Here is a 24,660-nt window from a genome sequence, read left to right as displayed (position 1 = left end):
CCAGGCCTTGACACCTCTCCCCGGCGGCCCCGAAGCTGACGCTCATGACGTCGTTGCCGCCTCAGTCATCGCCCCAGACATCACCCGCTTCCCCGCTGTCGCGCATCCGGATCGGTTCGGCGCCCGACTCCTGGGGTGTGTGGTTCCCCGACGATCCCCAGCAGGTCCCCTGGCAGCGCTTCCTCGACGAGGTCGCCGACTCCGGGTACGAGTGGATCGAGCTGGGCCCGTACGGCTACCTGCCGAGCGACCCGGCCGTCCTCGCGGACGAGACCGCGCGCCGGAACCTGCAGGTCTCGGCCGGCACGGTCTTCACCGGCCTGCACCGCGGGCCGGACGTGTGGGACGCCACCTGGGCCCATGTCTCGGACATCGCCGCGCTCACCCAGGCGATGGGTGCCGAGCACCTCGTCGTCATTCCGTCGTTCTGGCGCGACGACAAGACGGGCGAGGTGCTGGAGCCCGACACGCTCACCGCCGAGCAGTGGCGGCAGCTGACGAGTCAGACCGAGCGGCTCGGGCGCGAGGTGCGCGAGCGGTACGGGCTGAAAATCGTCGTCCATCCGCACGCGGACACGCACATCGACAGCGAGGAGAACGTGGCGCGGTTCCTCGACGGCACGGACTCGTCGCTCGTGTCGCTGTGCCTGGACACCGGGCACTACGCCTACTGCGGCGGGGACAGCGTCAAGCTCATCGAGACGTACGGGGAGCGGATCGGGTATCTGCACCTCAAGCAGGTGGATCCGGAGATCCTCGCCGACGTACGGGCGAACGGGGTGCCGTTCGGGCCGGCGGTGGCGCGGGGTGTGATGTGCGAGCCGCCCGCCGGGGTGCCCGCGCTGGAGCCCGTGCTCGCCGCCGCGCAGAAGCTGGACGTGGAGTTGTTCGCCATCGTCGAGCAGGACATGTATCCGTGTCCGCCGGACAAGCCGCTGCCTATCGCTCAGCGGACTCGTCAGTTTCTTCGCTCCTGCGGGGCGTAGGCGTTCCACTGGGTTGTGCGGGGGGGCGGGGTTGGGCGGGGCGGGGGTTCTTCGGCTGCGGGCCGGTGGGGGCTTGTCGCGCCGTTCCCCGCGCCCCTGAGGGGCGACAAGATTGCGCCGTTCCCCGCGCCCCTAAGGGCCAAAAGACTGCGCCGTTCCCCGCGCCCCCAAAGACAAAAGACTGCGCCGTTCCCCGCGCCCCTAAAGGCCAAAAGCCAAAGACCGCGCCGTTCTCCGCGCCCCCTGGGGAGGCCCCAGGGGGCGGGGAGGCCGGAGGGGGGCGGGTTTGAGTGTGGGGGTGTGGGCTTCTATGCGGCGACGACGGCGACGGCCGTTCTGCCTCCGTCGACGTCCACCACCGTTCCGTGTACGAAGGCCGCTTCGTCGCCTGCCAGCCAGAGCACGGCGTGCGCGATGGCGTCGGGTGTGCCGACGCCGCCGGCCGGGGTGCCCTTCATCATGATCTCGCCCGGGTTCGGCTCACCGCCCTCCGGTGTCGGGGGCAGGATCACACCCGGCGACACGGCGTTCACCCGCACGCCCAGCGGGGCGAACTCCGCGGCCCACGCCCGGGTGAGCGTCTCCATCGCCCCCTTGGTGGAGCTGTAGAGCGCTCCGCGGGGAACGCCCAGCCGCGCGATCCACGAGCCGAGGTTGACGATCACCCCGCCGCCGGCATCCGCCATGGCCGGCACGACGGCGGCGGTGAGGAAGAACGGCGCCTTAACGTTCACTCCGTAGACCTGGTCGAACGTCTTCTCGTCGGTGTCGGTGGTACCGGAAGACGGATAGATCCCGGCGTTGTTGACCAGGATGTCGATCCGCCCGCCCAGGGTTTCCAGGGCCCGGCCGGCCAGGTCCTGGGAAGCCTCCGCGCTGCCGTCGAGGTCAGCCGCCAGGAAGTCGGCCCGGCCGCCTGCCGCACGGATCCCGTCGACGACCCGCGCTCCCCGTTCCCGGTTGCGGCCGGACACGATGACGTGGGCCCCCTCGGCGGCGAGCGTCTCGACGATCGCCTGCCCGATGTTGCTGGTCGAGCCCGTGACCAGCGCTGTCTTGTTACGCAGCCGTTCGCTCATGGCCTGATCTCCCTGCTCTTCGTCGTGTGCGGACCACTGTGCGCCGCAGAAAATGGACCAGCAAGTCCAGAACGGCGGTAGGCTCGGGGCACGCTCGGTATCGTCGATCGGCGCGGTGCGGAGCGGGGAATCGGAGGAGGCCGGGATGGCGGAAGCTGCGACCGTGAAGGGCCGTGCCACGCGGGCCCGTATCGTCGAAGGGGCGGCCGAGGTGCTGCGCGAGCACGGCGTCGCCTTCACCACGCTCGACGACATCCGAAGCCGCACCGGTACGAGCAAGAGCCAGCTCTTCCACTACTTCCCCGCCGGCAAGGACGAACTGCTGCTGGCGGTCGCCCGGTTCGAAGCGGACCGCGTGCTGGCGGACCAGCAGCCGCACCTGGGACGGCTGGACTCGTGGGAGTCCTGGCAGCAGTGGCGGAACGTGGTGGTGGAGCGTTACGAACGACAGGGCGACCACTGCCCGTTGGCGTCACTGTTCCTTCAGGTGGGCCGGGACCGCCCGGGCGCGCGGGCGATCGTGGCGGAGCTGATGCGCCAGTGGCAGCGGCAACTGGTCCGCGGCATGCGCGCCCTCCAGGCGAACGGTCTGGTCGCACCGGCCCTCGACGTGGACAGGGCGGGCGCCGCGCTGCTGGCGGGCATCCAGGGCGGCGTGGCCATCATGATGTCCACGGGCGACTCGACCCACCTGAAGGCGGCGCTCGACACCGGCATCGAGCACCTGCGGACGGCCGCCTGATGTCGTCTCAGGAAGTGCGGTCATGATCCTTCCCAAGGTCCGGGATCCCCGCTTCGTGACGGTCCGACGGGGCGGGACCCTCACCGACGAGGATCACCGTCGCCTGGCCCTCTGGGCGGCCTCGTGTGCGGAGCACGTCCTTCACCTCTTCGAATCGGACCGGCCCGGGGACCCGCGCCCGCGCCGGGCGATCGAGCACGCCCGGGCCTGGGTTCGCGGCGAGGTCAAGATGATGGAGGCGCGCGCGGCGGGCGGCCATGCGATGGGGGCGGCCCGGGACCTGCGCGGGGCGGCACGGCACGCCGCGTATGCCGCCGGGCAGGCCGGAGCCGTCGCCCACGTCGCCGCGCACGACCTCGGCGCGGCCGCCTACGCGATCAAGGCCGCACGGGCCGCCGCCCCGAAGGGCGAGAGCGAGCTCGCCGGACGGCTCGAATGCCGGTGGCAGCGCGAGCAGCTCCCGGCGGAGATCCGCGAGCTCGTACTCGACGACCAGCGGCTGCGCAACGACATCTGCTGGTCGGTGTTCACCCCCTGACCGGCTCCCCCGCGCCGATCGGTCCGTTCAGCCGTGCGGGAGGATCACCGCACGCCCGTTGATCTTCCCGGCGTGCAGGCGCTCGTAGGCGAGCGGGGCCTCGTCGAGGGAGAAGGTCTCGGTGTGCACCGACACCGCGCCGGACCGGGCCAGGGCGAGGACCTCGACGAGTTCGCCGCGGCTGCCCCAGTAGGGCGCGCTGACCGACACCTCGAAGGGCAGCCGCCCGAAGCCGACGGGGAGTGTCCCGCCGCCGATGCCGACGATCGTGACATCGCCCTCGACGGCCACGACGGCCCCCGCGGTGGCCAGGGTGGGCTGCGCCCCGACGAAGTCGAAGACCGCCTCCGCCCCGGCACCACCGGTGAGTTCGCGCACCGCGTCGGCCGCCCGCTCGTCGGACAGCACCGTCTCGTGCGCGCCGACCTCCCGGGCCAGCCGCAGCTTCTCCTCGTTCACGTCGAGGGCGACCACCCGGGCCGAGGTCATGGCCCGCAGCAGCTGGATGGCTACGTGCCCGAGCCCGCCCGAGCCGATGACGACGGCGGTCGAGCCCGGCACCAGCTTCGCCAGCGACCGCTTGATCGCGTGGTACGGCGTCAGTCCCGCGTCCGTCAGCGCGACCGCCGCGACCGGGTCGAGCCCGTCCAGCGGCACCAGGTGCCTGGCATCGTCCACGAGCAGGTACTCCGCCATCGACCCAGGCGCCCCGAGCCCCGGCGGACGGATGCCGAGTTCGTCGGCGCGCAGGCAGTAGTTCTCCTTGCCCTCCGCGCACTTGGCGCAGGTGCCGCAGCCCCAGGGGCCGTACACGGCGACCGCGTCGCCCTCGCGCACCCCGGTCACACCCGCGCCGAGCGCGGCGACCGTGCCGACGCCCTCGTGGCCGAGCGTGAGCGGCAGCCCGTACGGGAATCCCTCGGCGGGCCAGCCCATCACGGCGATGTCGGAGTGGCACGCGCCGGCGGCGGTGACCTTCAACAGGACCTGTCCGGGGCCGGGTTCGGGGTCGGGGACGACCACGACCTCGGGAGCCGCGCCGATGGTGCGGTACTGCAGTGCCTTCATGGCCTGACTTCTTTCCGTACGACTTCCTGTACTGCTTTTGTACTTCTTGTCCGTCTTTCGCGCTTCCGCTGTGCTCAGACGGCGGTGTAGGCGCCGTCGACCAGGTGGTAGCCGCCGGTCACGAACGAGGCGCGGTCGGACAGCAGGAAGGCGATCAGTTCGGCGACCTCGTCGGGGCGGCCGAGCCGGCCGGCGGGGTGCAGCCCGACCAGACCGTCGTAGGCGTCCTCGTCCATGCTCCGGAGCAGCGGGGTCTCGATGAAGCCGGGGCCGACCACGTTGACGCGGATGCCCTTGGCGGCGTACTCGGCGGCGGTGGTCCTGGTCAGTCCGACCACGCCGTGCTTGGCGGCCACGTACGCGGAGGAGCCCGCGAAACCGACCGAGCCGAGGATGGAGGCGACGTTCACGACGGCGCCGCCCCCGGCCGCCTCGATGGCGGGCAGCTCGTGGCGCAGGGAGTAGAAGACGCCGTTGAGGTTGGTGAGCACCACGCGGTCGTAGGCCTCGATGTCGTACTCGCCGGTCGGCGCGCTCGGGCCGCCGATGCCGGCGTTGTTCACGGCCAGGTGCAGCCCGCCGAAGGTGTCGACGGCGAAGGCGACGGCCGCCGCCACGGAGTCGGCGCGCGTCACGTCCACCTCGACCGCGGCGGCTCCGACACCCTCTGCCCGCAGGTCGGCGGCGGCCTTCTCGGCACCCTCGGCGTTGTAGTCGGCGATCACGACGTCGGCGCCACCGGCGCCGAGGCGACGGGCGGTGGCCAGGCCGATACCGGAGGCCGCGCCGGTGACCAGCACGGTCTTCCCGGCGAACTCGGTGGCGTAGTCGGTGACGGGAGTGGTGCCGGTGACAGGGGTGGTGCCGCTGACGGGAGTGGTGCTCATGGTGCTCTCACTTTTCGGGGGTGTCGTACGAGACCGCGGACGCGGCCTCTTGGGTCAGGGCGTCGTAGGCCCGCTCCACCAGGGCGGCGAGGTCCGCGGCGGCCGAGTCGTCGTCTGCCGCGCCGCGCGCCCAGACGCGCAGCGCGGCGGTGAGGACTCCGGCGGCGGCGTCGACCACGACGGCGGGGCGCAGGTCGCGCGCGTCGTCGGTGCCGAGCCGGTCGGCGAGGATGCGGACCGACTCGTCCTGGGCGTCGACCCGGATGCGTTCGTACGCCGCGAACAGGGCCGGCTCGCGGTCGAGCAGGGCCAGCAGACGCCGCATGCGGGGGCGCAGGTGCCAGGCCGGGTCCTCGCGGTCGGCCAGCCAGTCGCGCACGGCCCGGCGGTAGGCGAGCAGCGGCGGTTCGGCGGCGGGCCGGTCGCGCAGCAGTGCGTTGATGCGGTCGCCGTCGCCTCGTACGAAGTCGAGGGCCGCGTCCTCCTTGCCGGTGAAGAGCCGGCTGAAGGTGCGGCGCGTGACATCCGCCCGCTCCGCGATCGCCTCGACCGTGGTGGCGGCGAGGCCGCGCTCCAGGATCAGGTCGACGGCGGCGGTCGCCAGGGCGTTGCGGGTCTGCCTGGCCTTGCGCCGCCGGCGGTCCTCGGTGGTGGTGCTGGGCTCCGTTGCCTCCATGCCGTCAAGAATACTCCTTCATGTCCCAGTGGGACATGTTTCCCAGTGAGACATGTGCGCCGCACGCCTGCCGGGCCCGGCGAAGTGCGCCTGTTGCGCAATGCGTCACTCGTGTCACAAAAGACCTACTCCTGTCACACATGTCCCGTGTACGCGGGTCTTGCGTCACACCCACGCGACAGCCCCAGCCGCGTTGTCACGCTCTGTCGTTCACCGAGCACAGGCTTGTGATCGCCAGCGCAGTGCCCGGCTCCCCCGGCGGCCGCCCCTCGGCCGCCGCTGTGGCGCGCGCAGGGAGGTGCTTCAGATGACCGACCGAAGGCTCTGGTCGTACAAGGAGATCGCGGCGCACATCAAGGTGCAGCCGGACACTGTGCGGTCCTACCGCAAACACGGGCTGCTGCCCGCGCCCGACCACGTGGAGAGCGGCAAGCCGTACTGGTACGCCGACACCGTCCGCGCGTGGGTCGCCGCCCGGCCGGGCAACAGAGGCCGCGGGGGAGGCTGACCGCCCCGCCGCGCTCCTCGCCCACACCCGTCATGAACAGGGGCCCCGCACGTCCACCGCGCGGGGCCCCTCGGATCGTCCGTGCCGGTTCGCGGCCCTCACGCCCAGGGTTCGACGACCGTGACACCCGCCCCCATCGCCACTCCCGACCCCGGCGCACCCCCCGATGCCGCCCCCGCCGTCCCCATCGCCGCAAGCGCCGCCGGGGCCGCCGCCAGGGGGATCGTGGACGTTACCAGGAGGTCGGGGCGCAGGAGCCCGGCCCGTACGGACTCCAGCATCGGCGGGTATGCGTGCGCGGGCATTCCGTGGCTGCCGAGGAGTTCGAGTTCGAGGCCGATCACACGGGACATGGGCACCTTCGGGTCCTCGGGCAGGAGGCCCACCTGGACGTGCCGGCCGCGGCGGCGCAGGCCGGCGACCGAGGCCGCGCAGGTGACCGGGGAGCCGAGGGCGTCGAGGGAGAGATGGGCGCCGCCGCCGGTCAGGTCGCGGACCGCCGCGGCAGTGTCGTCGGCCCGGGAGGCGTCCACGCAGTGCGCGGCGCCGAACCGCCGTGCCAGGTCCAGGGCTCCCGGCGAGAGGTCGACCGCGACGACCCGCGCCCCGGCGGCCGCGGCGATCATCACCGCGGACAGTCCGACTCCGCCGCAGCCGTGCACGGCCACCCACTCCCCCGCCGCCACCCGCACCTGCGCGACCACCGCGCGGAACGCCGTGGCGAACCGGCAGCCCAGCGAGGCCGCCGTCCCGAAGGACAGCTCGTCCGCCACGGCGACGAGGTTGACGTCGGCGTGGTCCAGGGCGACGTATTCGGCGAAGGACCCCCAGTGGGTGAACCCGGGCTGGGTCTGCCGCTCGCACACCTGCTGGTCGCCCGCCGCGCAGGAGGCGCAGTTCCCGCAGGCGCACACGAAGGGCACCGTGACGCGGTCGCCGGGGCGGTGGCGGGTGACCAGGGCGCCCACCGCCTCGACGGTTCCGGCGAGTTCGTGTCCGGGCACGTGCGGCAGCGCGATGTCCGGGTCGTGGCCCTGCCAGCCGTGCCAGTCGCTGCGGCACAGTCCGGTGGCCTCGACGCGCACCACCACCCCGTGCGGCGCGGGCGCCGGGTCCGGCACCTCCCGTACGTCGGCGGGCTCCCCGAACCGCTCGAACACCACTGCGCGCATGCCGTCGCCCCTCCGCTGTCACCGACTCTTTGAAAGTACCCCCTAGGGGTATACTCTGGGTACCGTGGAAGCCCGTGGGCCGCACACGTCTCTTGTATCCCACGCCGCCCACGCCCCATACGTCTCGACGAGGAGAACGACATGACCGCCCAGACCGACACCCCGGGCTCCGTCACCACCGTCTACCAGGTGAGCGGGATGAGCTGCGGGCACTGTGAAGGCTCGGTCTCCAGTGAGATCTCCGGGATCACCGGTGTCACCTCGGTGAAGGCCGTCGCCTCCACCGGCGAGGTGACCGTGATCTCCGCCGCCCCGCTCGACGAGGAGGCCGTGCGCGCCGCCGTCGACGAAGCGGGCTTCGAGCTCGCCGGCAAGGCCTGAGGCTCCTGGGGCCCGGCCCCTCCCTTTACTCCGCCCCGGGCCGTACCGACCAGCTGATACTGGCTCCGTACGGCCCGGTTCGTTCCCTGGAGCACGGACATGACCAGCACCACCGCAGCGACCGATCCGACCACTCCGGCCCCTCCCGCCACCGGGACCACAGCGACCGACGCGGCGTCGCAGGTCGAACTGGCCATCGGCGGGATGACCTGCGCCTCCTGCGCGGCCCGGGTCGAGAAGAAGCTCAACCGCATGGACGGCGTCACCGCCACGGTGAACTACGCGACGGAGAAGGCGAAGGTCTCGTACGCGGACGGGGTGCGGGTCGCCGACCTGATCGCCACCGTGGTGAAGACGGGCTACACGGCCGAGGAACCCCCGCCGCCACAGCCCCCGGAGCCCCTGGAAGCAGCGCGGTCCCCGCAGGGCTCCGCCGACGGGGGCTCGGCCGGAGCACATGACCCCGAACTGGCCGCACTGCGCGAACGCCTCGTCGTCTCCGCGCTCCTCGCCACCCCCGTCGTCCTGCTGTCGATGATCCCGGCGCTCCAGTTCGACAACTGGCAGTGGCTCGTGCTGACGCTCGCCGCGCCGGTCGTCGTCTGGGGCGGACTGCCCTTCCACCGGGCCGCGCTCACGAACGCCCGGCACGGCGCCGCGACCATGGACACCCTCGTGTCGACCGGCACGCTGGCCGCGTTCGGCTGGTCCCTGTGGGCGCTGTTCCGGGGCGACGCGGGCATGGAGGGCATGCGGGACGAGGGCTTCTCCCTCACCGTCTCCCGCGAGCAGGGCGCCTCGGCGATATACCTGGAGGTCGCCGCCGGGGTCGTGGCCCTCATCCTCCTCGGCCGCTATCTGGAGGCCCGCTCCAAGCGGCAGGCGGGCGCCGCCCTGCGCGCCCTCATGGAAATGGGCGCGAAGGACGTCTCCGTCGTACGGGACGGCCGCGAGGTCCGCGTCCCGGTGACCGCGCTGGCCGTGGGCGACCACTTCGTCGTGCGGCCCGGCGAGAAGGTCGCCACCGACGGCACCGTCGTCGAGGGGACCTCGGCGGTCGACGCGTCGATGCTGACCGGCGAGTCCGTGCCGGTGGACGTGACGGTGGGTTCGGCCGTCACCGGAGCGACCGTGAACGCCGGCGGGCGGCTGCTCGTCGAGGCGACCCGGGTCGGCACCGACACCCAGCTCGCCCGGATGGCGCGGCTCGTGGAGGACGCGCAGAACGGCAAGGCCCGGGTACAGCGCCTCGCCGACCGGATCTCCGGCATCTTCGTACCCGTCGTGCTGCTGATCGCGGCCGGCACCTTCGGGGTCTGGCTGGGCGTCACCGGCGACACGGCCGCCGCGTTCACCGCCGCCGTCGCGGTGCTGATCATCGCCTGCCCGTGCGCCCTGGGCCTTGCCACCCCGACCGCCCTCATGGTCGGCACGGGCCGCGGCGCCCAGCTCGGCATCCTCATCAAGGGCCCCGAGGTCCTGGAGTCCACCCGCCGCGTCGACACGATCGTCCTGGACAAGACCGGAACGGTGACCACCGGCCGCATGACCCTCCAGGAGGTGTACGCGGCCGACGGCACCGACACGACGCGCGTACTGCGCCTCGCGGGGGCCCTGGAGCACGCCTCGGAGCATCCGATCGCCCGGGCGGTGGCAGCGGGCGCCGAGGAGCGGATCGGCGCCCTGCCGGCCGTGAGCGGCTTCGAGAACGTGCCCGGTCTCGGTGTCCGCGGCACGGTCGAGGGCCACGCGGTCCTCGTGGGCCGCGCCCGCCTCCTCGAAGAGGCCGGAATCACGCTGCCCGACAGCCTCCTCGCCCTCAGGACGCGGGCCGAGGAGGAGGGGCGTACCGCCGTGGCCGTCGCCTGGGACGGAGCGGCGCACGGTGTCGTCACCGTCGCCGACGCGGTCAAGGAGACCAGCGCGGAGGCCGTCCGCTCGCTGCGCTCCCTGGGGCTCACACCGGTGCTGCTGACCGGGGACAACCGGACCGTCGCCGAATCCGTGGCCCGCTCCGTCGGCATCGACCCCGCCGACGTGATCGCCGAGGTGCTGCCCGAGGGCAAGGTCGATGTGATCAGGCGGCTGAGGGCCGAAGGCCGGGCCGTGGCGATGGTGGGCGACGGCGTCAACGACGCGGCCGCGCTCGCCACCGCCGATCTCGGCCTGGCGATGGGCACGGGCACGGACGCGGCGATCGAGGCGAGCGATCTGACGCTCGTCCGCGGGGACCTGCGGGTGGCCGCCGACGCGATCCGGCTGTCCCGGCGGACCCTCTCCACGATCAAGGGAAACCTCGTGTGGGCCTTCGGCTACAACGTGGCGGCACTGCCGCTCGCCGCGGCCGGGTTGCTGAATCCGATGATCGCGGGCGCCGCCATGGCGTTCTCCTCGGTGTTCGTGGTGACGAACAGCCTTCGTCTGAGGGCATTTTCATGACGAAGAGGTAGGAGTCCCCTAGAGTCCGGCACACGTCTTCACATAAGCTCTTCACAAGGCTCGCGCATCATCCTTACGCTAGGGCTCCGATAGTCATATCGGGGCTCTTGCGTATCTTCAGGACATTCGCAAGAGACGCAGGTCACAGTGATGTGAACGTAACCATCGAAGGGGTTCGTGAGTCTAGATTGACGATGTCAGACACGTCTTGGGGGGCGTTTCTGACATCTGGGGACGTCTTGGGGGACGTTCTCGGAAATGCGTTGCCGGGACGCGTACGGCGGGGAGCTTTGAGCGGCCCTCCCGTACGTACGGGTCCCGGCAGACCGCACACGCAGTAGGTAGTACGCAGAAGGCAGGATTTTTACTCATTCTGCTCGTTTTGCTCGCAGCGATTCAGGCGCTGCCTTCAGACGCCCGGCCGGATCCCGTGGGGGGAATCCGCACCGGGACATGGGAAGGCGCCCCGACTCCGGCCCGTGGGGGGACCGGCAGCGGGGCGCCTTCTTTATTGCCTTGTCCGCCTTGCTGCTCCGGGGACTGCTCCGGGGCTTCGGGGCGAGGTGCCCGCGCCCCTCAGGGGCGCGGGGAACTGCTCGATCCTTGAGGCCCGCCCTCACCGGCCCTCGGATGAAGACCTGCGGCCGAGCGGAGCGCTAGCGCTGCTCGACCGGAATGAAGTCCCGCTCGACAACACCCGTGTAGATCTGCCGCGGACGCCCGATACGCGAACCGGGCTCCTTGATCATCTCGTGCCACTGGGCGATCCAGCCCGGCAGCCGGCCAAGGGCGAACAGGACCGTGAACATCTCGGTCGGGAAGCCCATGGCCCGGTAGATCAGGCCGGTGTAGAAGTCGACGTTCGGGTAGAGGTTGCGCGAGACGAAGTACTCGTCGGAGAGCGCGTGCTCCTCCAGCTTGAGCGCGATGTCCAGCAGCTCGTCGGACTTGCCGAGGGCCGAGAGGACGTCGTGCGCGGCAGCCTTGATGATCTTTGCGCGCGGGTCGAAGGACTTGTACACCCGGTGGCCGAAGCCCATCAGGCGGACGCCGTCCTCCTTGTTCTTCACCTTGCGGATGAAGGAGTCGACATCGCCGCCGTTGGCCTTGATGCCTTCGAGCATCTCCAGGACCGACTGGTTGGCGCCACCGTGCAGGGGGCCCCAGAGGGCGCTGATGCCGGCGGAGATCGAGGCGAACATGTTCGCCTGCGACGAGCCCACCAGACGCACGGTGGAGGTCGAACAGTTCTGCTCGTGGTCCGCGTGCAGGATGAGCAGCTTGTCGAGCGCGGAGACGACGACCGGGTCGAGCTCGTACTCCTGCGCGGGGACCGAGAAGGTCATGCGCAGGAAGTTCTCGACGTAGCCCAGGTCGTTGCGCGGGTAGACGAAGGGGTGACCGATCGACTTCTTGTACGCGTACGCCGCGATGGTCGGAAGCTTGGCGAGAAGCCGGATCGTCGAGAGGTGGCGCTGCTGCTCGTCGAACGGGTTGTGGCTGTCCTGGTAGAACGTCGACAGCGCGGAGACCACCGACGACAGCATGGCCATCGGGTGGGCGTCGCGGGGGAAGCCCTGGAAGAACCGCTTGACGTCCTCGTGCAGCAGGGTGTGCTGCGTGATCTCGTTCTGGAACGTGGAGAGCTCGTCGACCGTGGGCAGCTCGCCGTTGATCAGCAGCGAGGCCACTTCGAGGAAGGTGGAGCTCTCGGCGAGCTGCTCGATCGGGTAACCGCGGTAGCGGAGGATGCCCTGCTCGCCGTCGAGATAGGTGATGGCGGATTTATAGGCGGCGGTATTCCCGTAACCGCTGTCCAGCGTCACCAGACCGGTCTGGGCGCGGAGCTTCCCGATGTCGAAGCCCTTGTCGCCGACGGTGCTGTCGATCACCGGGTAGGTGTACTCGCCGTCGCCGTGCCGCAGTACTACAGAGTTGTCGCTCACGTCATCCCTCACCGACGTTGTGCCTCTTCTTCGAGGTGCCCTGACTGTCTCTACCATCCCCCATTTGGCGCAGGAGAGTGCACTCGGGGTCGACCATTGGGCCTATTGGCGGCACTCAGTGCCGCCAACCTGTTCATCCTGCCCGCTTCCCCCGCCTTCCGAAAGTGCCGTGTGACGTTTCCGACTCGTTTGATCGATCATTTTTTCGCCGGGTCGGGCGGGGGTGCCGCCGGCCGGGTCGTCGGGTGCGGCCCGGTGAGGGCTTGTCGCGCAGTTCCCCGCGCCCCTGGGGGGTGGGCCTGCGCCGAGTTCGTGCGTGTCGGCCCGGTTGGGGTTGCCCGCGCCGTTCCCCGCGCCCCTAAGAGATTGCGCAGTTCCCCGCGCCCCTCGAAGGGGCGCGGGGAACTGCGCGACCGGCCCCACCGGGCCGCAGCCGGCAATCCGGCTCAGGCCGGTATCCGGTTGCCGGCGAGGCGGTGGTCCAGGGCCGTGCACCGGCGGCCCGCCGACACCGTGCGGACCGCCTGCGCCAAGGCTTTGCGCGAACCCACCAGCACCACCAGCCGCTTCGCCCGCGTGACCGCCGTATAGAGGAGGTTGCGCTGGAGCATCATCCAGGCTCCGGTGGTCACAGGGATGACCACCGCCGGGTACTCACTTCCCTGCGAGCGGTGGATCGTCACCGCGTACGCGTGCGCCAGCTCGTCGAGTTCGTCGAACTCGTAGGGGACCTCCTCGTCCTCGTCCGTCAGGACGGTGAGGCGCTGGTCGTCGAGGTTGAGGGAAGTCACCACCCCAACGGTGCCGTTGAAGACCCCGTTCTCCCCCTTCTCGTAGTTGTTGCGGATCTGCGTGACCTTGTCGCCGACCCGGAAGACCCGGCCGCCGAACCGCTTCTCGGGCAGGTCGGGCCGCGCCGGTGTGACGGCCTGCTGGAGCAGGCCGTTGAGCGCGGCGGCACCCGCCGGGCCGCGGTGCATCGGCGCCAGCACCTGCACGTCACGCCGCGGATCGAGCCCGAACTTCGCGGGAATGCGCCGCGCGGCCACATCCACCGTGAGCCGCCCGGCCTCCTCCGTGTCGTCCTCCACGAAGAGGAAGAAGTCCTTGAGCTTGTCCGTGACCGGCTGCCGGCCCGCGTTGATCCGGTGGGCGTTCATGACCACCCCCGACTGCTGGGCCTGGCGGAAGACCTTCGTCAGGCGGACCGCCGGCACCGGCCCGCCCGTGGCCAGCAGATCGCGCAGCACCTCGCCCGCTCCGACGCTGGGCAACTGGTCGACGTCCCCCACGAAGAGCAGGTGCGCACCCGGAGGCACCGCCTTGACCAGCTTGTTGGCCAGCAGCAGGTCCAGCATCGACGCCTCGTCCACGACCACCAGGTCGGCGTCGAGCGGACGGTCCCTGTCGTACGCCGCGTCGCCGCCGGGCCGTAGCTCCAGGAGCCGGTGCACGGTCGAGGCCTCCGCCCCGGTGAGTTCGGCGAGCCGCTTGGCGGCCCGGCCCGTCGGCGCCGCCAGCACGACCTTCGCCTTCTTCGCGCGCGCCAGCTCCACGATCGACCGGACCGTGAAGGACTTGCCGCAGCCGGGCCCGCCCGTGAGCACGGCGACCTTCTCGGTGAGGGCGAGCCGGACGGCCTGCTCCTGCTCGGGGGCCAGCTCCGTCCCCGTACGCCCCTTGAGCCAGGCCAGCGCCTTGTCCCAGGTCACGTCACGGAAGCCGGGCATCCGGTCCTCGTCGGTGCGCAGGAGTCTGAGCAGCTGGGCGGACAGTGACAGTTCGGCCCGGTGGAAGGGGACGAGGTAGATGGCCGTCACCGGCTCCCCGCCGTCCGGCCCCGGCACCCGCTCCCGTACGACCCCCGGGTCCTCGCCCTCCTCGGGCGGCGCCGCCAGTTCCCCCAGACACTCGATGACCAGGCCCGTGTCCACCTGCAGCAGTTTGACCGCGTCCGCGATCAGCCGCTCCTCCGGGAGGAAGCAGTGGCCCTGGTCGCTGGACTGCGAAAGGGCGTACTGGAGACCTGCTTTCACCCGCTCCGGGCTGTCGTGCGGGATGCCCACGGACTGGGCGATCTTGTCGGCGGTGAGGAAGCCGATGCCCCAGACGTCGGACGCGAGGCGGTAGGGCTGGTTCTTGACGACCGAGATCGACGCGTCGCCGTACTTCTTGTAGATGCGGACCGCGATGGACGTGGACACCTCGACGGTCTGGAGGAAGAGCATGACCTCTTTGATCGCCTTCTGCTCCTCCCAGGCCTCGGCGATCTTCTTGGTGCGCTTGGGGCCGAGGCCGGGCACCTCGATGAGCCGCTTCGGCTCCTCCTCGATGATCTGGAGCGTGTCCAGCCCGAAGTGCGTGGTGATGCGGTCGGCGAAGACCGGTCCGATGCCCTTGACCAGGCCGGATCCGAGATATCGGCGGATGCCCTGGACGGTGGCGGGCAGCACGGTCGTGTAGTTCTCGACGGTGAACTGCTTGCCGTACTGCTGATGGGAGCCCCAACGGCCCTCCATGCGCAGGGACTCGCCCACCTGGGCGCCGAGCAGCGCGCCGACGACCGTGAGGAGATCGCCGCCGCCGCGACCGGTGTCGACGCGCGCGACCGTGTACCCGTTCTCCTCATTGGCGTACGTGATCCGCTCCAGCACGCCTTCGAGTACCGCGAGGTTCCGGACCTCGCCCGCCGCCCCTTGCCCCGCCCCTTGATTGGACATGATCCGACGCTACCGCCCCCGTCTGACACCGAGGCACCGTCGACGGCCCTGTCGACAGGGAGGAAGTATTCGGTGCCGCTTCCCTCGCAATGCACCGTTTACGCGGGATAGTGTCGACACTTAACGCACCCCTCCACGTCGATCGAGGCCGCATGAACGAGACGAAGCCGCAGGAGCAGAAGCAGAAGCCGGCCCTCACCCCCACGCTGCCCCTCCAGGCCTGGGCCCATCGCCAGGGGAAGGTCGACATGCGGCCCCTGGAGCCGGCCGATTTCGGTCCGGAGGCACTCGCAGCCCGGGCCCGGATCGCGGACGCCTTCCACCGGTTCGGCATCGCCCACGACGAGGCGCGTATCGATGTCGTGGTGTCCTGCTTCACCGAGGACACCGTCTTCGAGGTCGCGCAGGGGCAGGCCGAGCCCTTCACCCGGTTCGAGGGCCGGGCCGAACTGTTCGACCGGCTCACCCGGATCGTCGCCGAACAGGGCGACCAGCGGCGGCACTTGATCAGCAACGTCCTGGTGGACGAGCTGGACCTCGCCGCGGGGACCGCCTCCGCCCTGGCCTTCAGCGTGGTGACGGTCGCCGCGGACGGGCTGAGCCTGGGCGCCAGCGTCATCTACAGCGCCCGCCTGCGCCGTGAGCACGACGGCTGCTGGCGGTTCGGTCACTTCTTCATCGGCATGGACTCCTACGCGGGGACCAAGCCCGCGGCGGGCGAGAGGTAGCCGCCGTGTGTCAGCCGTTCTTGCGGGCCACGCCTCCGTAGAAGCCGATCTCGCCGGACCTGGCCGGCGGCGGGGCGTCCGGACGCCAGAACGGGGCCTGGACCAGGCCCGGCTCGACCAGTTCGAAGCCGTCGAAGAAACGCTCGACCTCGGCACGGGACCGCAGGTTCAGCGAGGCGGTGGCCTTGCTGTAGACGGCCTGGGCGTCGCTGCGATCGGCGAAGTCGCCCGTGGCGTGCGAGAGCACCAGGAAGCTTCCGGCCGGAAGCGCGTCGCGCAGGGTGGCGACGATCTGTTCGGGCTTGTCCGCGTCGGTGAGGAAGTGGACGATGGCGACGAGGAGCACGGCGACCGGCTCGTCGAAGTCGATGACCCGGCGGACGTAGGGGTGGTCCACGATGGCCCGCGGGTCGCGCAGGTCGGCGAGCACGATGCTGTTGACGCCGGAACCGCTGAGCAGCGCGTCGGCGTGTGCGCTCACGATCGGATCGTTGTCGACGTACGCGACGCGCACGTCCGACGTCACCTCGTGGGCTATCTCGTGCACGTTCGGCGAGGTGGGCAGGCCGGTGCCGATGTCGAGGATCTGGCGGACGCCGCTGCCGACGACGTACCGGACGGCGCGCCGCATGAAGGCGCGGTTGGCCCGGACGCCGATCCGTATCTCGGGTGCGACGGCGGCGAGTTCGTCGCCGGCCCGCTGGTCCACCTCGTAGTTGTCCTTGCCGCCCAGCAGATAGTCGTAGATCCGCGCGGGATGCGGCCTGCTGGTGTCGATCTCCTCGGCACGGAAGCCGTCCTGACCCACGCTGCACTCCCCTCGACCACCGACCGCCAGGCCCTCTGCCCGCGAACCGCTGCCGACAGCCTTCCACATCAACTCAATTGCGAAAGACCGTAGTTGACGGCCCGGCAACCAGCTCGAACCACACCACCTTCCAGCCGACGGTCCGGGAGCGGGTGGTGAGGGGGTAGCGGCCCCAGGTGTCCGCCAGGGCGTCGACGAGGAACAGACCCCGGCCGAAGCCCTGGTCCGGCGTGCAGGGCAAGGGGTCGGGAAGTTCGGGGTGGTTGTCCATGACCCCGACGCGGACGACTCCGTCGCGGGTACGGAGTCTGACGGTCACCGGGCCGTCGGAGTGCTGCACCGCGTTCGAGACCAGCTCGGACGTCAACAGCTCGGCGGTGTCGATGAGTTCGGGCACGTAGCCGTGCAGTGCGGTGCGGACGGTCCGGCGGGCGATGCGTGGGGCCCGGGGGTCGTTGGTGAGGTGCAGGTGGCAGCCCCAGGCGGCGGGAAGGGGTGGGACGGGGCAGGCGGAGACGGTTTCGGGCATGGGGTACTCCTCGCCGGACGGTTGACGGTGCGCGGCGGTCGGTGGCTCGTCTCCCTGACGCGGGCCGATCCCTCCCAGGGCAGGAGGTTCCGGGCGGGCTCGCGCGATGCACTGCCGACTGCCGTGTGTAGCGGGTGCGTTACTTAACGTAGAGCACTGCATGGTTTCATTGCCACGAACTCGCTGAAATCAACCCGTTCGTGGTCCGGCGGATCCGTGAGGCGGCAGACTGCTCACCACGATCGCGGAAGGACGGCCATGCCACCGAGGACAGCCACCACAGAGCGCCAGCGGCGCCTGGGCAGCGAGCTGCGCAAGATGCGGATGGCCGCGGGGATAACGGCAGACCAGGCGGCCGGCCTGCTCGGTCTCGATCGGGCGAAAATCTCCAACATCGAAACCGGCATCCGCACCATCAGTACGGAGAGGCTGCGCACCCTCGCCTGCAACTGCGACTGCTCGGACCAGACGTATGTCGAGGCCCTGGTGAGCATGGCCAGACCCGTCGGACGCGGCTGGTGGGAGCGGTACCGCGGATCTCTTTCCCCCGGTCTCCTGGACATCGCCGAGTTGGAGTCTCACGCGGTCCGCATGCGCACGGCGCACACCGCACACATTCCAGGCCTGTTCCAGACCAGCGACCACGCGCTCGAACTCTTCAGGGCGGTGCTGCCTCCGCTCCCCGACCATGAGATCGCACTGCGCCTCGCCTACCGCGCCGAACGGCAGCAGGTCTTGGCGGGCGAGAATCCCGCCGAATACGTGGGCATCGTCCATGAGGCGGCGCTGCGCATGCAGTTCGGCGGCCGCAAGGTCGCGCGCGCCCAGCTCGATCACCTGCTCGTCATCTGCGAGCGTCCTGCCGTCCGACTGCTGATCCTCCCGTTCACCGCGGGCACGTTCCCCGGGGCCGGGCAGACAGTCAACTACCTAGAAGGCCCTGTGCGGCAGTTGGACACCGCGCAGGTCGACAGCTCGCACGGCCCGGAATTCCTGTGCGGCGAGGCGCAGTTGACCAAGTACCGAGCCCACCTCGACTGGATGGAGCGCCTCGCGATGACACCGGACGCGTCACGTGACTTCATCCACGGCATCGCCCGCGAACTGTGAGGAGCATTCACATGGCCGACATCACCTGGGAAGACCCGTTCTGCGGCGAGGGAGCAAGCTGCTTCCGCCTGGGCACCGACCAGGACGGCGCCGCCTACATAGCCGTCACCGGCGCCGAGGACACCCCCCTCACCGACACCCGCGAAGCCCTCCGGACCCTCATCCTGGACATCAAGGCCGGCAAGGCGGACCACCTCCTCTGACCGCGAACCAGTAGGAGCACACCCATGGCCAACCACATCACCTGGGAAGCCCCCTTCTGCGGCGAAGGCAACAACTGCTTCCGCCTCGGCACCGACCCCGACGGCAACGCCTACATAGCCGTCGCAGGCGCCGAAGACACCCCCCTCACCGACACCCGCGAAGCCCTCCGCACCCTCATCCTCGACATCAAGGCCGGCAAGGCGGACCACCTCCTCTGAGCCTCGGGCGGCCCCGCCACGGGGACTGCGCGAAGGGACCCGCGCAGTCCCCGTCCCAGCCGGTGGGAAACCGTCAGTCCTGGACGATCACGTTCGTCCCGGCTCCGCCGGAGATCGTGTCGGTGCCGGACCCGCCGTACAGCTTGTCGTTGCCGCTGTTGCCCCAGATGACGTCGTCGCCGGCCTCCCCGTACACGATGTCGTCGCCCTTGCCGCCGTACAGGTCGTCGTCGCCGGCGCCGCCGTACACCTTGTCGTTGCCGTCGTCACCCTGGATGATCTGCTCGCCCGCGCCGCCGCGCAGCACGTCGTCGCCCGCGCCGCCCTGCACGATCTCGCCGCCGCCGGTGGCGGTGAGGGTGTCGGCGCCGTCACCACCCCACGTGGATCCGTACTGGTCCACCGTGATGACGTCGTCACCCGCGCCGCCCGTGACAGTGCTGCCGTCGACCAGGTCGCCGGAGTCACTGATCCACTTGTCGTTGCCGATGCCCAGCTCGATGTGGGTGTAGGAGAAAGTCTGGTCGGTGCGATTCTCTACGGAGCCGGAATCGTTCCCGTCGCCGAGATCCGCCTCCAGAGCCGCATACGGCGACTGGCTCTCGACGTTCTCGACCACGCAGGAGATTTTCGTCCTGTCCGCGCCGTCGGGATAGCCGCAGCCGTTTCCGGCGGTTATCGGGACGACGTCGTCGATTGAATAGATGAATTGCGCGTGGTCGTCGCTGTACGACTGCGTGATGTCCACCCGGTTGGCCTGACCGGGGGCGGCCGTGTACTTGAGCTGCCAGCCGTACTCGTTGACCACGGCGGTGGCCGTCGACTCCGCGGCGCCCGCCGACCCGGCCAGCGCGAGCGGAACGGCCAGCCCGATGCCGACAATCGGCGCCAGCAGAGATAAGGCGCGCACCGAACGACGACCACCGTGACGATAAGACATTGCAAAACCTCCATGGGGCAGCTGTGATTCCTTTCGCCTCGTGTGACGGGCGGGGCCCACAGTTGGTTGTGCACCAACTCACGGATAAACGCGCGGCGTGAAATCGTAAACGCGCGATCAATTTCCCATTCCGCTGGAATTCACCCGGCCGTCACACTGCGGGACCCCCCGCGAGGCTCCCGGGGAGGGTGCGGGGCGGGGTACGGGCCCACCCCCGACCCCCGACATCACGATCCGGTCTCAGGGGGTTGTCAAGCTCCATGTAATCGATTCCAATCGCTTCCGTACACGTGGATGTAATCGATTCCACGTGTCGGTCCACAAGATGATCCACAAGGAGGTGGAGCGTCGATGGCGAGCATCAAGGACGTCGCCGCCGAGGCGGGTGTCTCCGTCGCCACGGTCTCGCGGGTCCTGAACGACCACCCCTCGGTCAGCCCCGCCGCACGCACCCGCGTACTGGCCGCCGTCGAGGCGCTGGGCTACCGCCCGAACGCCGTCGCCCGCTCCCTGCGCACCGACCAGACCCGCACCCTCGGCCTGGTCATCAGCGACGTGCTCAACCCGTACTTCACCGAGCTGGCCCGCTCCGTCGAGGAGGAGGCCCGCGCCCTCGGGTACAGCGTCATCATCGGCAACGCCGACGAGCGCCCCGAGTTGCAGGACCACCACGTCCGTACGCTGCTCGACCGCCGTATCGACGGCCTCCTCGTGTCCCCCACGGACGGCGCCTCCCCGCTGATGCTGGACGCCGCCCGCTCGGGGACCCCGATGGTCTTCGTCGACCGGTGGATACCGGGCGTGGACGTGCCCGTCGTCCGGGCGGACGGCCGCGCCGCCGTACGCGATCTGGTCGCCCATCTTTACGGCCTGGGCCACCGCAGGCTCGCCATCATCGCGGGCCCGGCGGCCACCACCACCGGCAGCGAGCGCGTGGACGCCTTCCGGGACGCCCTGCGCGAGTACGGGCTGCCGTTGCCCGACGCGTACATCGGGCAGGGCGACTTCCAGGCAGCCAGCGGCCGGCGGGCCACCGAGGAGTTCCTCGACCTGGCCGAGCCGCCCGAGGTCGTCTTCGCGGCCGACAACCTGATGGCCCTGGGCGCCCTGGACGCCGTACGCGCCCGTGGACTCCGTGTGCCCGACGACATCGCGCTCGCGGCGTTCGACGACATCCCGTGGTTCGTGCACACCGATCCGCCGGTCACGGCGATCGCCCAGCCGACCCCCGACCTGGGCCGGGCCGCCGTGCGCGCCGTGGTCGACCGCATCGAGGGGCGGCCCCCGCAGTCGGTGACCCTCGCCGCCACCCTCGTCGTCCGCCGTTCCTGCGGCGAACCCCCGCCGACACCGCCACCAGCGGTGAGAGCCCCCCACACGAACGTCACTCAAAGGAGCAACCCGTGAGCAGCAGCCCGGACGAGTTGCTGCGTATCGAAGGGATACGCAAGACCTTCCCCGGTGTGGTCGCGCTCGACAGCGTCGACTTCGACCTGCGCCGCGGCGAGGTGCACGTACTGCTCGGTGAGAACGGTGCCGGCAAGAGCACCCTCATCAAGATGCTGTCCGGCGCCTACCGGCCGGACGCCGGGAAGATCGTGGTCGACGGCGAGAAGGTACGCATCCACGGCGCGCAGGACGCCGCGCGCCTCGGGATCGCGACCATCTACCAGGAGTTCAACCTGGTCCCCGATCTGACCGTCGCCGAGAACATCTTCCTGGGCCGCCAGCCGCGCCGCCTCGGGATGATCGACCGGAAGAAGATGGAGGCCGACGCCGCCGTGCTCCTGGAGCGGGTGGGCGTCAATGTCTCGCCCCGCGCCCGGGTGCGTGAACTGGGCATCGCCCGCCTCCAGATGGTCGAGATCGCGAAGGCGCTCAGCCTGGACACGCGCGTCCTGATCATGGACGAGCCGACCGCGGTGCTCACCTCCACGGAGGTCGAGAAGCTCTTCGCGATCGTGCGCAAGCTGCGCGAGGACGGCGTGGGCATCGTCTTCATCACGCACCACCTGGAGGAGATCGCCGCCCTGGGAGACCGGGTCACGGTCATCCGGGACGGCCGGAGCGTGGGCCAGGTGCCCGCCTCCACGCCCGAGGACGATCTCGTACGCATGATGGTGGGCCGTTCCATCGAGCTGCAGTACCCGCGTGAACGGGCCGACACCGGGGCCGCGTTGCTCAGCGTCGACGGCCTCACCCGGGACGGTGTCTTCCACGACATCAGCTTCGAGGTGCGGGCCGGTGAGGTCGTCGGGATCGCGGGCCTGGTCGGCGCGGGACGGACCGAGGTCGTGCGGGCCGTCTTCGGCGCCGATCCGTACGACAAGGGGTCGGTAGCGGTCGCCGGAGAGCGGCTGCCCCGCCACGACGTCAACGCGGCGATGACCGCCGGGATCGGGCTCGTGCCCGAGGACCGCAAGGGCCAGGGACTGCTCCTGGACGCCTCCGTCGAGGAGAACCTCGGACTCGTCACGCTGCGGGCGGCGACCCGCGGCGGGCTCGTCGACCTCAAGGGGCAGCGGACGGCCGCCGCGAGGATCGCCGAGCAGCTCGGCGTACGGATGGCCGGGCTCGGCCAGCACGTGCGCACGCTGTCCGGCGGCAACCAGCAGAAGGTCGTCATCGGCAAGTGGCTGCTCGCCGACACCAAGGTGCTGATCCTCGACGAGCCGACCCGCGGTATCGACGTGGGCGCCAAGGTCGAGATCTACCAGCTGGTCAACGAGCTCACGGCCGCCGGCCACGCCGTCCTGATGATCTCCAGCGATCTGCCCGAGGTGCTCGGCATGAGCGACCGGGTGCTGGTGATGGCCCAGGGCCGGATCGCCGGTGAACTGGCCGCCGACGAGGCGACGCAGGACTCCGTGATGGCCCTGGCCGTCAGCACCCCGACCGCATCAACCACATCACCGAGCACCGCATCGACCACCACCAACCCTGTTGACGCTGATTCCGCTGTGGAGGAACCCCGTGGCCACTGACACGCTCAAGAGCACAACGGGCGCCAGTGGCGCTCCGGGCGGCGGCGCCCCGGGCGGCCTGCGCCGGCTCCTGCTCGACAACGGCGCGCTCACCGCGCTCATCATCCTCGTCATCGCGATGTCGGCCCTGTCCGGCGACTTCCTGACGACGGACAACCTGCTCAACATCGGCGTCCAGGCGGCCGTGACCGCCATCCTCGCCTTCGGCGTCACCTTCGTGATCGTCTCGGCGGGCATCGACCTCTCGGTCGGCTCGGTCGCGGCCCTCTCCGCCACCGTCCTTGCCTGGACGGCCACTTCGGAGGGCGTACCGGTCTGGATCGCGGTGATCCTCGCGATCGCCACCGGCATAGCGTGCGGACTGGTCAACGGCGTCCTGATCTCGTACGGGAAGCTGCCGCCGTTCATCGCGACGCTGGCGATGCTGTCGGTGGGCCGCGGTCTGTCCCTGGTGATCTCGCAGGGCTCCCCGATCGCCTTCCCCGACTCGGTCTCCCACCTGGGTGACACGCTCGGTGGCTGGCTGCCGGTCCCGGTCCTCGTGATGATCGTCCTGGGCCTGGTCACGGCCGTGATCCTCGGGCGTACGTACATCGGGCGTTCCATGTACGCGATCGGCGGCAACGAGGAGGCTGCCCGCCTCTCCGGACTGCGGGTGAAGCGGCAGAAGCTCGCCATCTACGCGCTCTCGGGGCTCTTCGCGGCAGCCGCGGGCATCGTGCTCGCCTCCCGCCTCTCCTCCGCGCAGCCCCAGGCCGCGCAGGGTTACGAGCTGGACGCGATCGCCGCGGTCGTCATCGGCGGCGCCTCCCTCGCGGGCGGTACGGGCAAGGCGTCCGGGACGCTGATCGGCGCGCTGATCCTGGCGGTGCTGCGCAACGGCCTCAACCTCCTGTCCGTGTCGGCGTTCTGGCAGCAGGTCGTCATCGGTGTGGTCATCGCGCTGGCGGTGCTGCTCGACACCGTGCGCCGCAAGGCGGGCGCGACTCCGGTCACGTCCGGTGCCGGGGGCGCGGCGGGCAAGAAGGGCCCGCAGATGGTCAAGTACGGGCTCGCGGTCGTCCTCGTGGCGGCCGTAGTGGGGGGCTTGAGCATCTTCAACAACGGCTCGTCCTCGTCCGCGAACCCGAAGGTCGGCCTGTCCCTCTCCACCCTGAACAACCCCTTCTTCGTACAGATCAAGGAAGGCGCTCAGGCAGAGGCGAAGAAGCTCGGGGCGGACCTGACCGTCACGGACGCGCAGAACGATGCCTCGCAGCAGGCGAACCAGCTGCAGAACTTCACCAGCGAGGGCGTCGACTCGATCATCGTCAACCCGGTGGACTCGGACGCGGCGGGCCCCTCGGTGCGCTCCGCCAACAAGTCCGACATCCCCGTCGTGGGTGTCGACCGTGGCGTCAACAAGGCGAAGACGGCCGCGCTCGTGGCCTCCGACAACGTCGAGGGCGGGCAGCTCGGCGCCAAGGCGCTGGCCGAGAAGCTGGGCGGCAAGGGCAAGATCGTCATCCTGCAGGGACTGGCCGGTACGTCCGCGAGCCGTGAGCGCGGCGCGGGCTTCGAGGAGGGTCTGAAGGCCTACCCGGACATCAAGGTGGTCGCCAGGCAGCCCGCCGACTTCGACCGCACCAAGGGTCTCGACGTCATGACGAACCTGCTCCAGGCCCACCCGGACGTCCAGGGCGTCTTCGCCGAGAACGACGAGATGGCGCTCGGCGCGATCAAGGCGCTGCGCTCCAAGGCCGGGAAGTCGGTCCAGGTCATCGGCTTCGACGGCACGCCGGACGGACTGAAGGCCGTCGCGGACGGCACGATGTACGCGTCCGTGGCCCAGCAGCCGAAGGAACTCGGCAGGATCGCCGTGGAGAACGCGCTGCGGGCGGCCGACGGCAAGAAGACCGAGCAGACGGTGAAGGTCCCGGTGAAGGTGGTCACGTCGAAGAACGTGGCCGACTTCACCGGCTGACCCCCGCCCGTCGTATTCACGTCCGTTCCGTAGG

Annotated in this window: 23 protein-coding genes; 13 read left to right on the top strand and 10 right to left on the bottom strand. The window is 70.3% G+C overall.

Going from position 1 to position 24,660, the window contains the following annotated elements; genetic code table 11:
* Positions 1–44 precede the first annotated feature (44 nt).
* Entirely contained in the window at positions 45–986 is a 942-nt protein-coding gene (locus OHS59_RS28695) for a sugar phosphate isomerase/epimerase family protein (RefSeq protein ID WP_328496237.1), read from the top strand.
* 308 nt (positions 987–1,294) lie between these two features.
* Here OHS59_RS28695 and OHS59_RS28690 read toward each other — a convergent pair whose 3' ends face one another.
* Complete coding sequence (locus tag OHS59_RS28690) at positions 1,295–2,065, bottom strand: SDR family NAD(P)-dependent oxidoreductase (RefSeq protein ID WP_328496236.1); 771 nt, start codon at positions 2,063–2,065, stop codon at positions 1,295–1,297.
* A 145-nt stretch (positions 2,066–2,210) separates the two neighbouring features.
* Here OHS59_RS28690 and OHS59_RS28685 point away from each other — a divergent pair, with 145 nt between their 5' ends.
* Positions 2,211–2,807: a TetR/AcrR family transcriptional regulator gene (locus OHS59_RS28685; protein WP_328496235.1), complete on the top strand. Its 597-nt coding sequence runs from the start codon at positions 2,211–2,213 to the stop codon at positions 2,805–2,807.
* Between the two features lie 22 nt (positions 2,808–2,829).
* The gene (locus OHS59_RS28680) at positions 2,830–3,345 is read left to right on the top strand and encodes a putative immunity protein (protein ID WP_328496234.1); all 516 of its coding nucleotides are present in this window, start codon (positions 2,830–2,832) and stop codon (positions 3,343–3,345) included.
* Positions 3,346–3,372: 27 nt separating this feature from the next.
* Here OHS59_RS28680 and OHS59_RS28675 read toward each other — a convergent pair whose 3' ends face one another.
* The 3 genes from OHS59_RS28675 to OHS59_RS28665 form a co-directional block, all read right to left on the bottom strand.
* Positions 3,373–4,413 carry an NAD(P)-dependent alcohol dehydrogenase gene (locus OHS59_RS28675; RefSeq protein ID WP_328496233.1) on the bottom strand — a complete coding sequence of 347 codons (1,041 nt, stop codon included), beginning with the start codon at positions 4,411–4,413 and terminating at the stop codon, positions 3,373–3,375.
* Between the two features lie 74 nt (positions 4,414–4,487).
* The gene (locus OHS59_RS28670) at positions 4,488–5,300 is read right to left on the bottom strand and encodes an SDR family NAD(P)-dependent oxidoreductase (RefSeq protein ID WP_328496232.1); all 813 of its coding nucleotides are present in this window, start codon (positions 5,298–5,300) and stop codon (positions 4,488–4,490) included.
* A gap of 7 nt (positions 5,301–5,307) precedes the next feature.
* Complete coding sequence (locus OHS59_RS28665; protein ID WP_328496231.1) at positions 5,308–5,976, bottom strand: TetR/AcrR family transcriptional regulator; 669 nt, start codon at positions 5,974–5,976, stop codon at positions 5,308–5,310.
* A 307-nt stretch (positions 5,977–6,283) separates the two neighbouring features.
* Here OHS59_RS28665 and OHS59_RS28660 point away from each other — a divergent pair, with 307 nt between their 5' ends.
* Positions 6,284–6,484, top strand: a complete 201-nt coding sequence (locus tag OHS59_RS28660) for a helix-turn-helix transcriptional regulator (RefSeq protein ID WP_328496230.1) — start codon at positions 6,284–6,286, stop codon at positions 6,482–6,484.
* Positions 6,485–6,582: 98 nt separating this feature from the next.
* Here the strand turns inward: OHS59_RS28660 and OHS59_RS28655 are convergent, their stop codons facing one another.
* Positions 6,583–7,656 (bottom strand): zinc-dependent alcohol dehydrogenase family protein, encoded by a 1,074-nt coding sequence (locus tag OHS59_RS28655; RefSeq protein ID WP_328496229.1) that lies wholly within the window; start codon positions 7,654–7,656, stop codon positions 6,583–6,585.
* A 141-nt stretch (positions 7,657–7,797) separates the two neighbouring features.
* Between OHS59_RS28655 and OHS59_RS28650 the strand changes: the two genes are divergently transcribed.
* Both OHS59_RS28650 and OHS59_RS28645 read left to right on the top strand, forming a co-directional pair.
* Positions 7,798–8,037: a heavy-metal-associated domain-containing protein gene (locus OHS59_RS28650; protein WP_328496228.1), complete on the top strand. Its 240-nt coding sequence runs from the start codon at positions 7,798–7,800 to the stop codon at positions 8,035–8,037.
* A gap of 99 nt (positions 8,038–8,136) precedes the next feature.
* Positions 8,137–10,476 (top strand): heavy metal translocating P-type ATPase, encoded by a 2,340-nt coding sequence (locus tag OHS59_RS28645; protein ID WP_328496227.1) that lies wholly within the window; start codon positions 8,137–8,139, stop codon positions 10,474–10,476.
* Between the two features lie 656 nt (positions 10,477–11,132).
* On the opposite strand, the gene OHS59_RS28640 is transcribed toward OHS59_RS28645, so the two are convergent.
* The gene (locus tag OHS59_RS28640) at positions 11,133–12,422 is read right to left on the bottom strand and encodes a citrate synthase (protein WP_328496226.1); all 1,290 of its coding nucleotides are present in this window, start codon (positions 12,420–12,422) and stop codon (positions 11,133–11,135) included.
* A gap of 446 nt (positions 12,423–12,868) precedes the next feature.
* Positions 12,869–15,142, bottom strand: coding sequence for an SF1B family DNA helicase RecD2 (recD2, locus tag OHS59_RS28635; protein WP_328496225.1), 2,274 nt, complete (start codon positions 15,140–15,142; stop codon positions 12,869–12,871).
* A 152-nt stretch (positions 15,143–15,294) separates the two neighbouring features.
* Here recD2 and OHS59_RS28630 point away from each other — a divergent pair, with 152 nt between their 5' ends.
* The gene (locus tag OHS59_RS28630; protein ID WP_328496224.1) at positions 15,295–15,870 is read left to right on the top strand and encodes a nuclear transport factor 2 family protein; all 576 of its coding nucleotides are present in this window, start codon (positions 15,295–15,297) and stop codon (positions 15,868–15,870) included.
* 10 nt (positions 15,871–15,880) lie between these two features.
* On the opposite strand, the gene OHS59_RS28625 is transcribed toward OHS59_RS28630, so the two are convergent.
* Both OHS59_RS28625 and OHS59_RS28620 read right to left on the bottom strand, forming a co-directional pair.
* Entirely contained in the window at positions 15,881–16,678 is a 798-nt protein-coding gene (locus OHS59_RS28625; RefSeq protein ID WP_328496223.1) for an SAM-dependent methyltransferase, read from the bottom strand.
* Between the two features lie 73 nt (positions 16,679–16,751).
* Positions 16,752–17,207: an ATP-binding protein gene (locus tag OHS59_RS28620; protein WP_328496222.1), complete on the bottom strand. Its 456-nt coding sequence runs from the start codon at positions 17,205–17,207 to the stop codon at positions 16,752–16,754.
* 258 nt (positions 17,208–17,465) lie between these two features.
* Here OHS59_RS28620 and OHS59_RS28615 point away from each other — a divergent pair, with 258 nt between their 5' ends.
* The 3 genes from OHS59_RS28615 to OHS59_RS28605 are packed head-to-tail and all read left to right on the top strand — an operon-like array spanning position 17,466 to position 18,739.
* Positions 17,466–18,317: a helix-turn-helix domain-containing protein gene (locus OHS59_RS28615; RefSeq protein ID WP_328496221.1), complete on the top strand. Its 852-nt coding sequence runs from the start codon at positions 17,466–17,468 to the stop codon at positions 18,315–18,317.
* Between the two features lie 11 nt (positions 18,318–18,328).
* Positions 18,329–18,520: a hypothetical protein gene (locus OHS59_RS28610; protein WP_107016123.1), complete on the top strand. Its 192-nt coding sequence runs from the start codon at positions 18,329–18,331 to the stop codon at positions 18,518–18,520.
* Between the two features lie 24 nt (positions 18,521–18,544).
* Positions 18,545–18,739, top strand: coding sequence for a hypothetical protein (locus OHS59_RS28605; protein ID WP_328496220.1), 195 nt, complete (start codon positions 18,545–18,547; stop codon positions 18,737–18,739).
* Positions 18,740–18,812: 73 nt separating this feature from the next.
* On the opposite strand, the gene OHS59_RS28600 is transcribed toward OHS59_RS28605, so the two are convergent.
* Entirely contained in the window at positions 18,813–19,649 is an 837-nt protein-coding gene (locus OHS59_RS28600; protein ID WP_328496219.1) for a calcium-binding protein, read from the bottom strand.
* Between the two features lie 381 nt (positions 19,650–20,030).
* On the opposite strand from OHS59_RS28600, the gene OHS59_RS28595 reads away from it, so the two are divergent.
* The 3 genes from OHS59_RS28595 to OHS59_RS28585 are packed head-to-tail and all read left to right on the top strand — an operon-like array spanning position 20,031 to position 24,626.
* The gene (locus tag OHS59_RS28595; RefSeq protein WP_328496218.1) at positions 20,031–21,086 is read left to right on the top strand and encodes a LacI family DNA-binding transcriptional regulator; all 1,056 of its coding nucleotides are present in this window, start codon (positions 20,031–20,033) and stop codon (positions 21,084–21,086) included.
* Positions 21,083–22,663: a sugar ABC transporter ATP-binding protein gene (locus OHS59_RS28590; protein WP_328496217.1), complete on the top strand. Its 1,581-nt coding sequence runs from the start codon at positions 21,083–21,085 to the stop codon at positions 22,661–22,663. The genes OHS59_RS28595 and OHS59_RS28590 overlap by 4 nt, the downstream gene beginning before the upstream one ends.
* Positions 22,653–24,626 (top strand): ABC transporter permease/substrate-binding protein, encoded by a 1,974-nt coding sequence (locus OHS59_RS28585; RefSeq protein ID WP_328496216.1) that lies wholly within the window; start codon positions 22,653–22,655, stop codon positions 24,624–24,626. The genes OHS59_RS28590 and OHS59_RS28585 overlap by 11 nt, the downstream gene beginning before the upstream one ends.
* The last annotated feature ends 34 nt before the right edge of the window (positions 24,627–24,660 follow it).

The organism is Streptomyces sp. NBC_00414 (genome assembly GCF_036038375.1).
In the GTDB taxonomy this organism is placed as follows: Bacteria; Actinomycetota; Actinomycetes; order Streptomycetales; family Streptomycetaceae; genus Streptomyces.
This window is presented reverse-complemented; position numbering and strand designations above follow the sequence as displayed.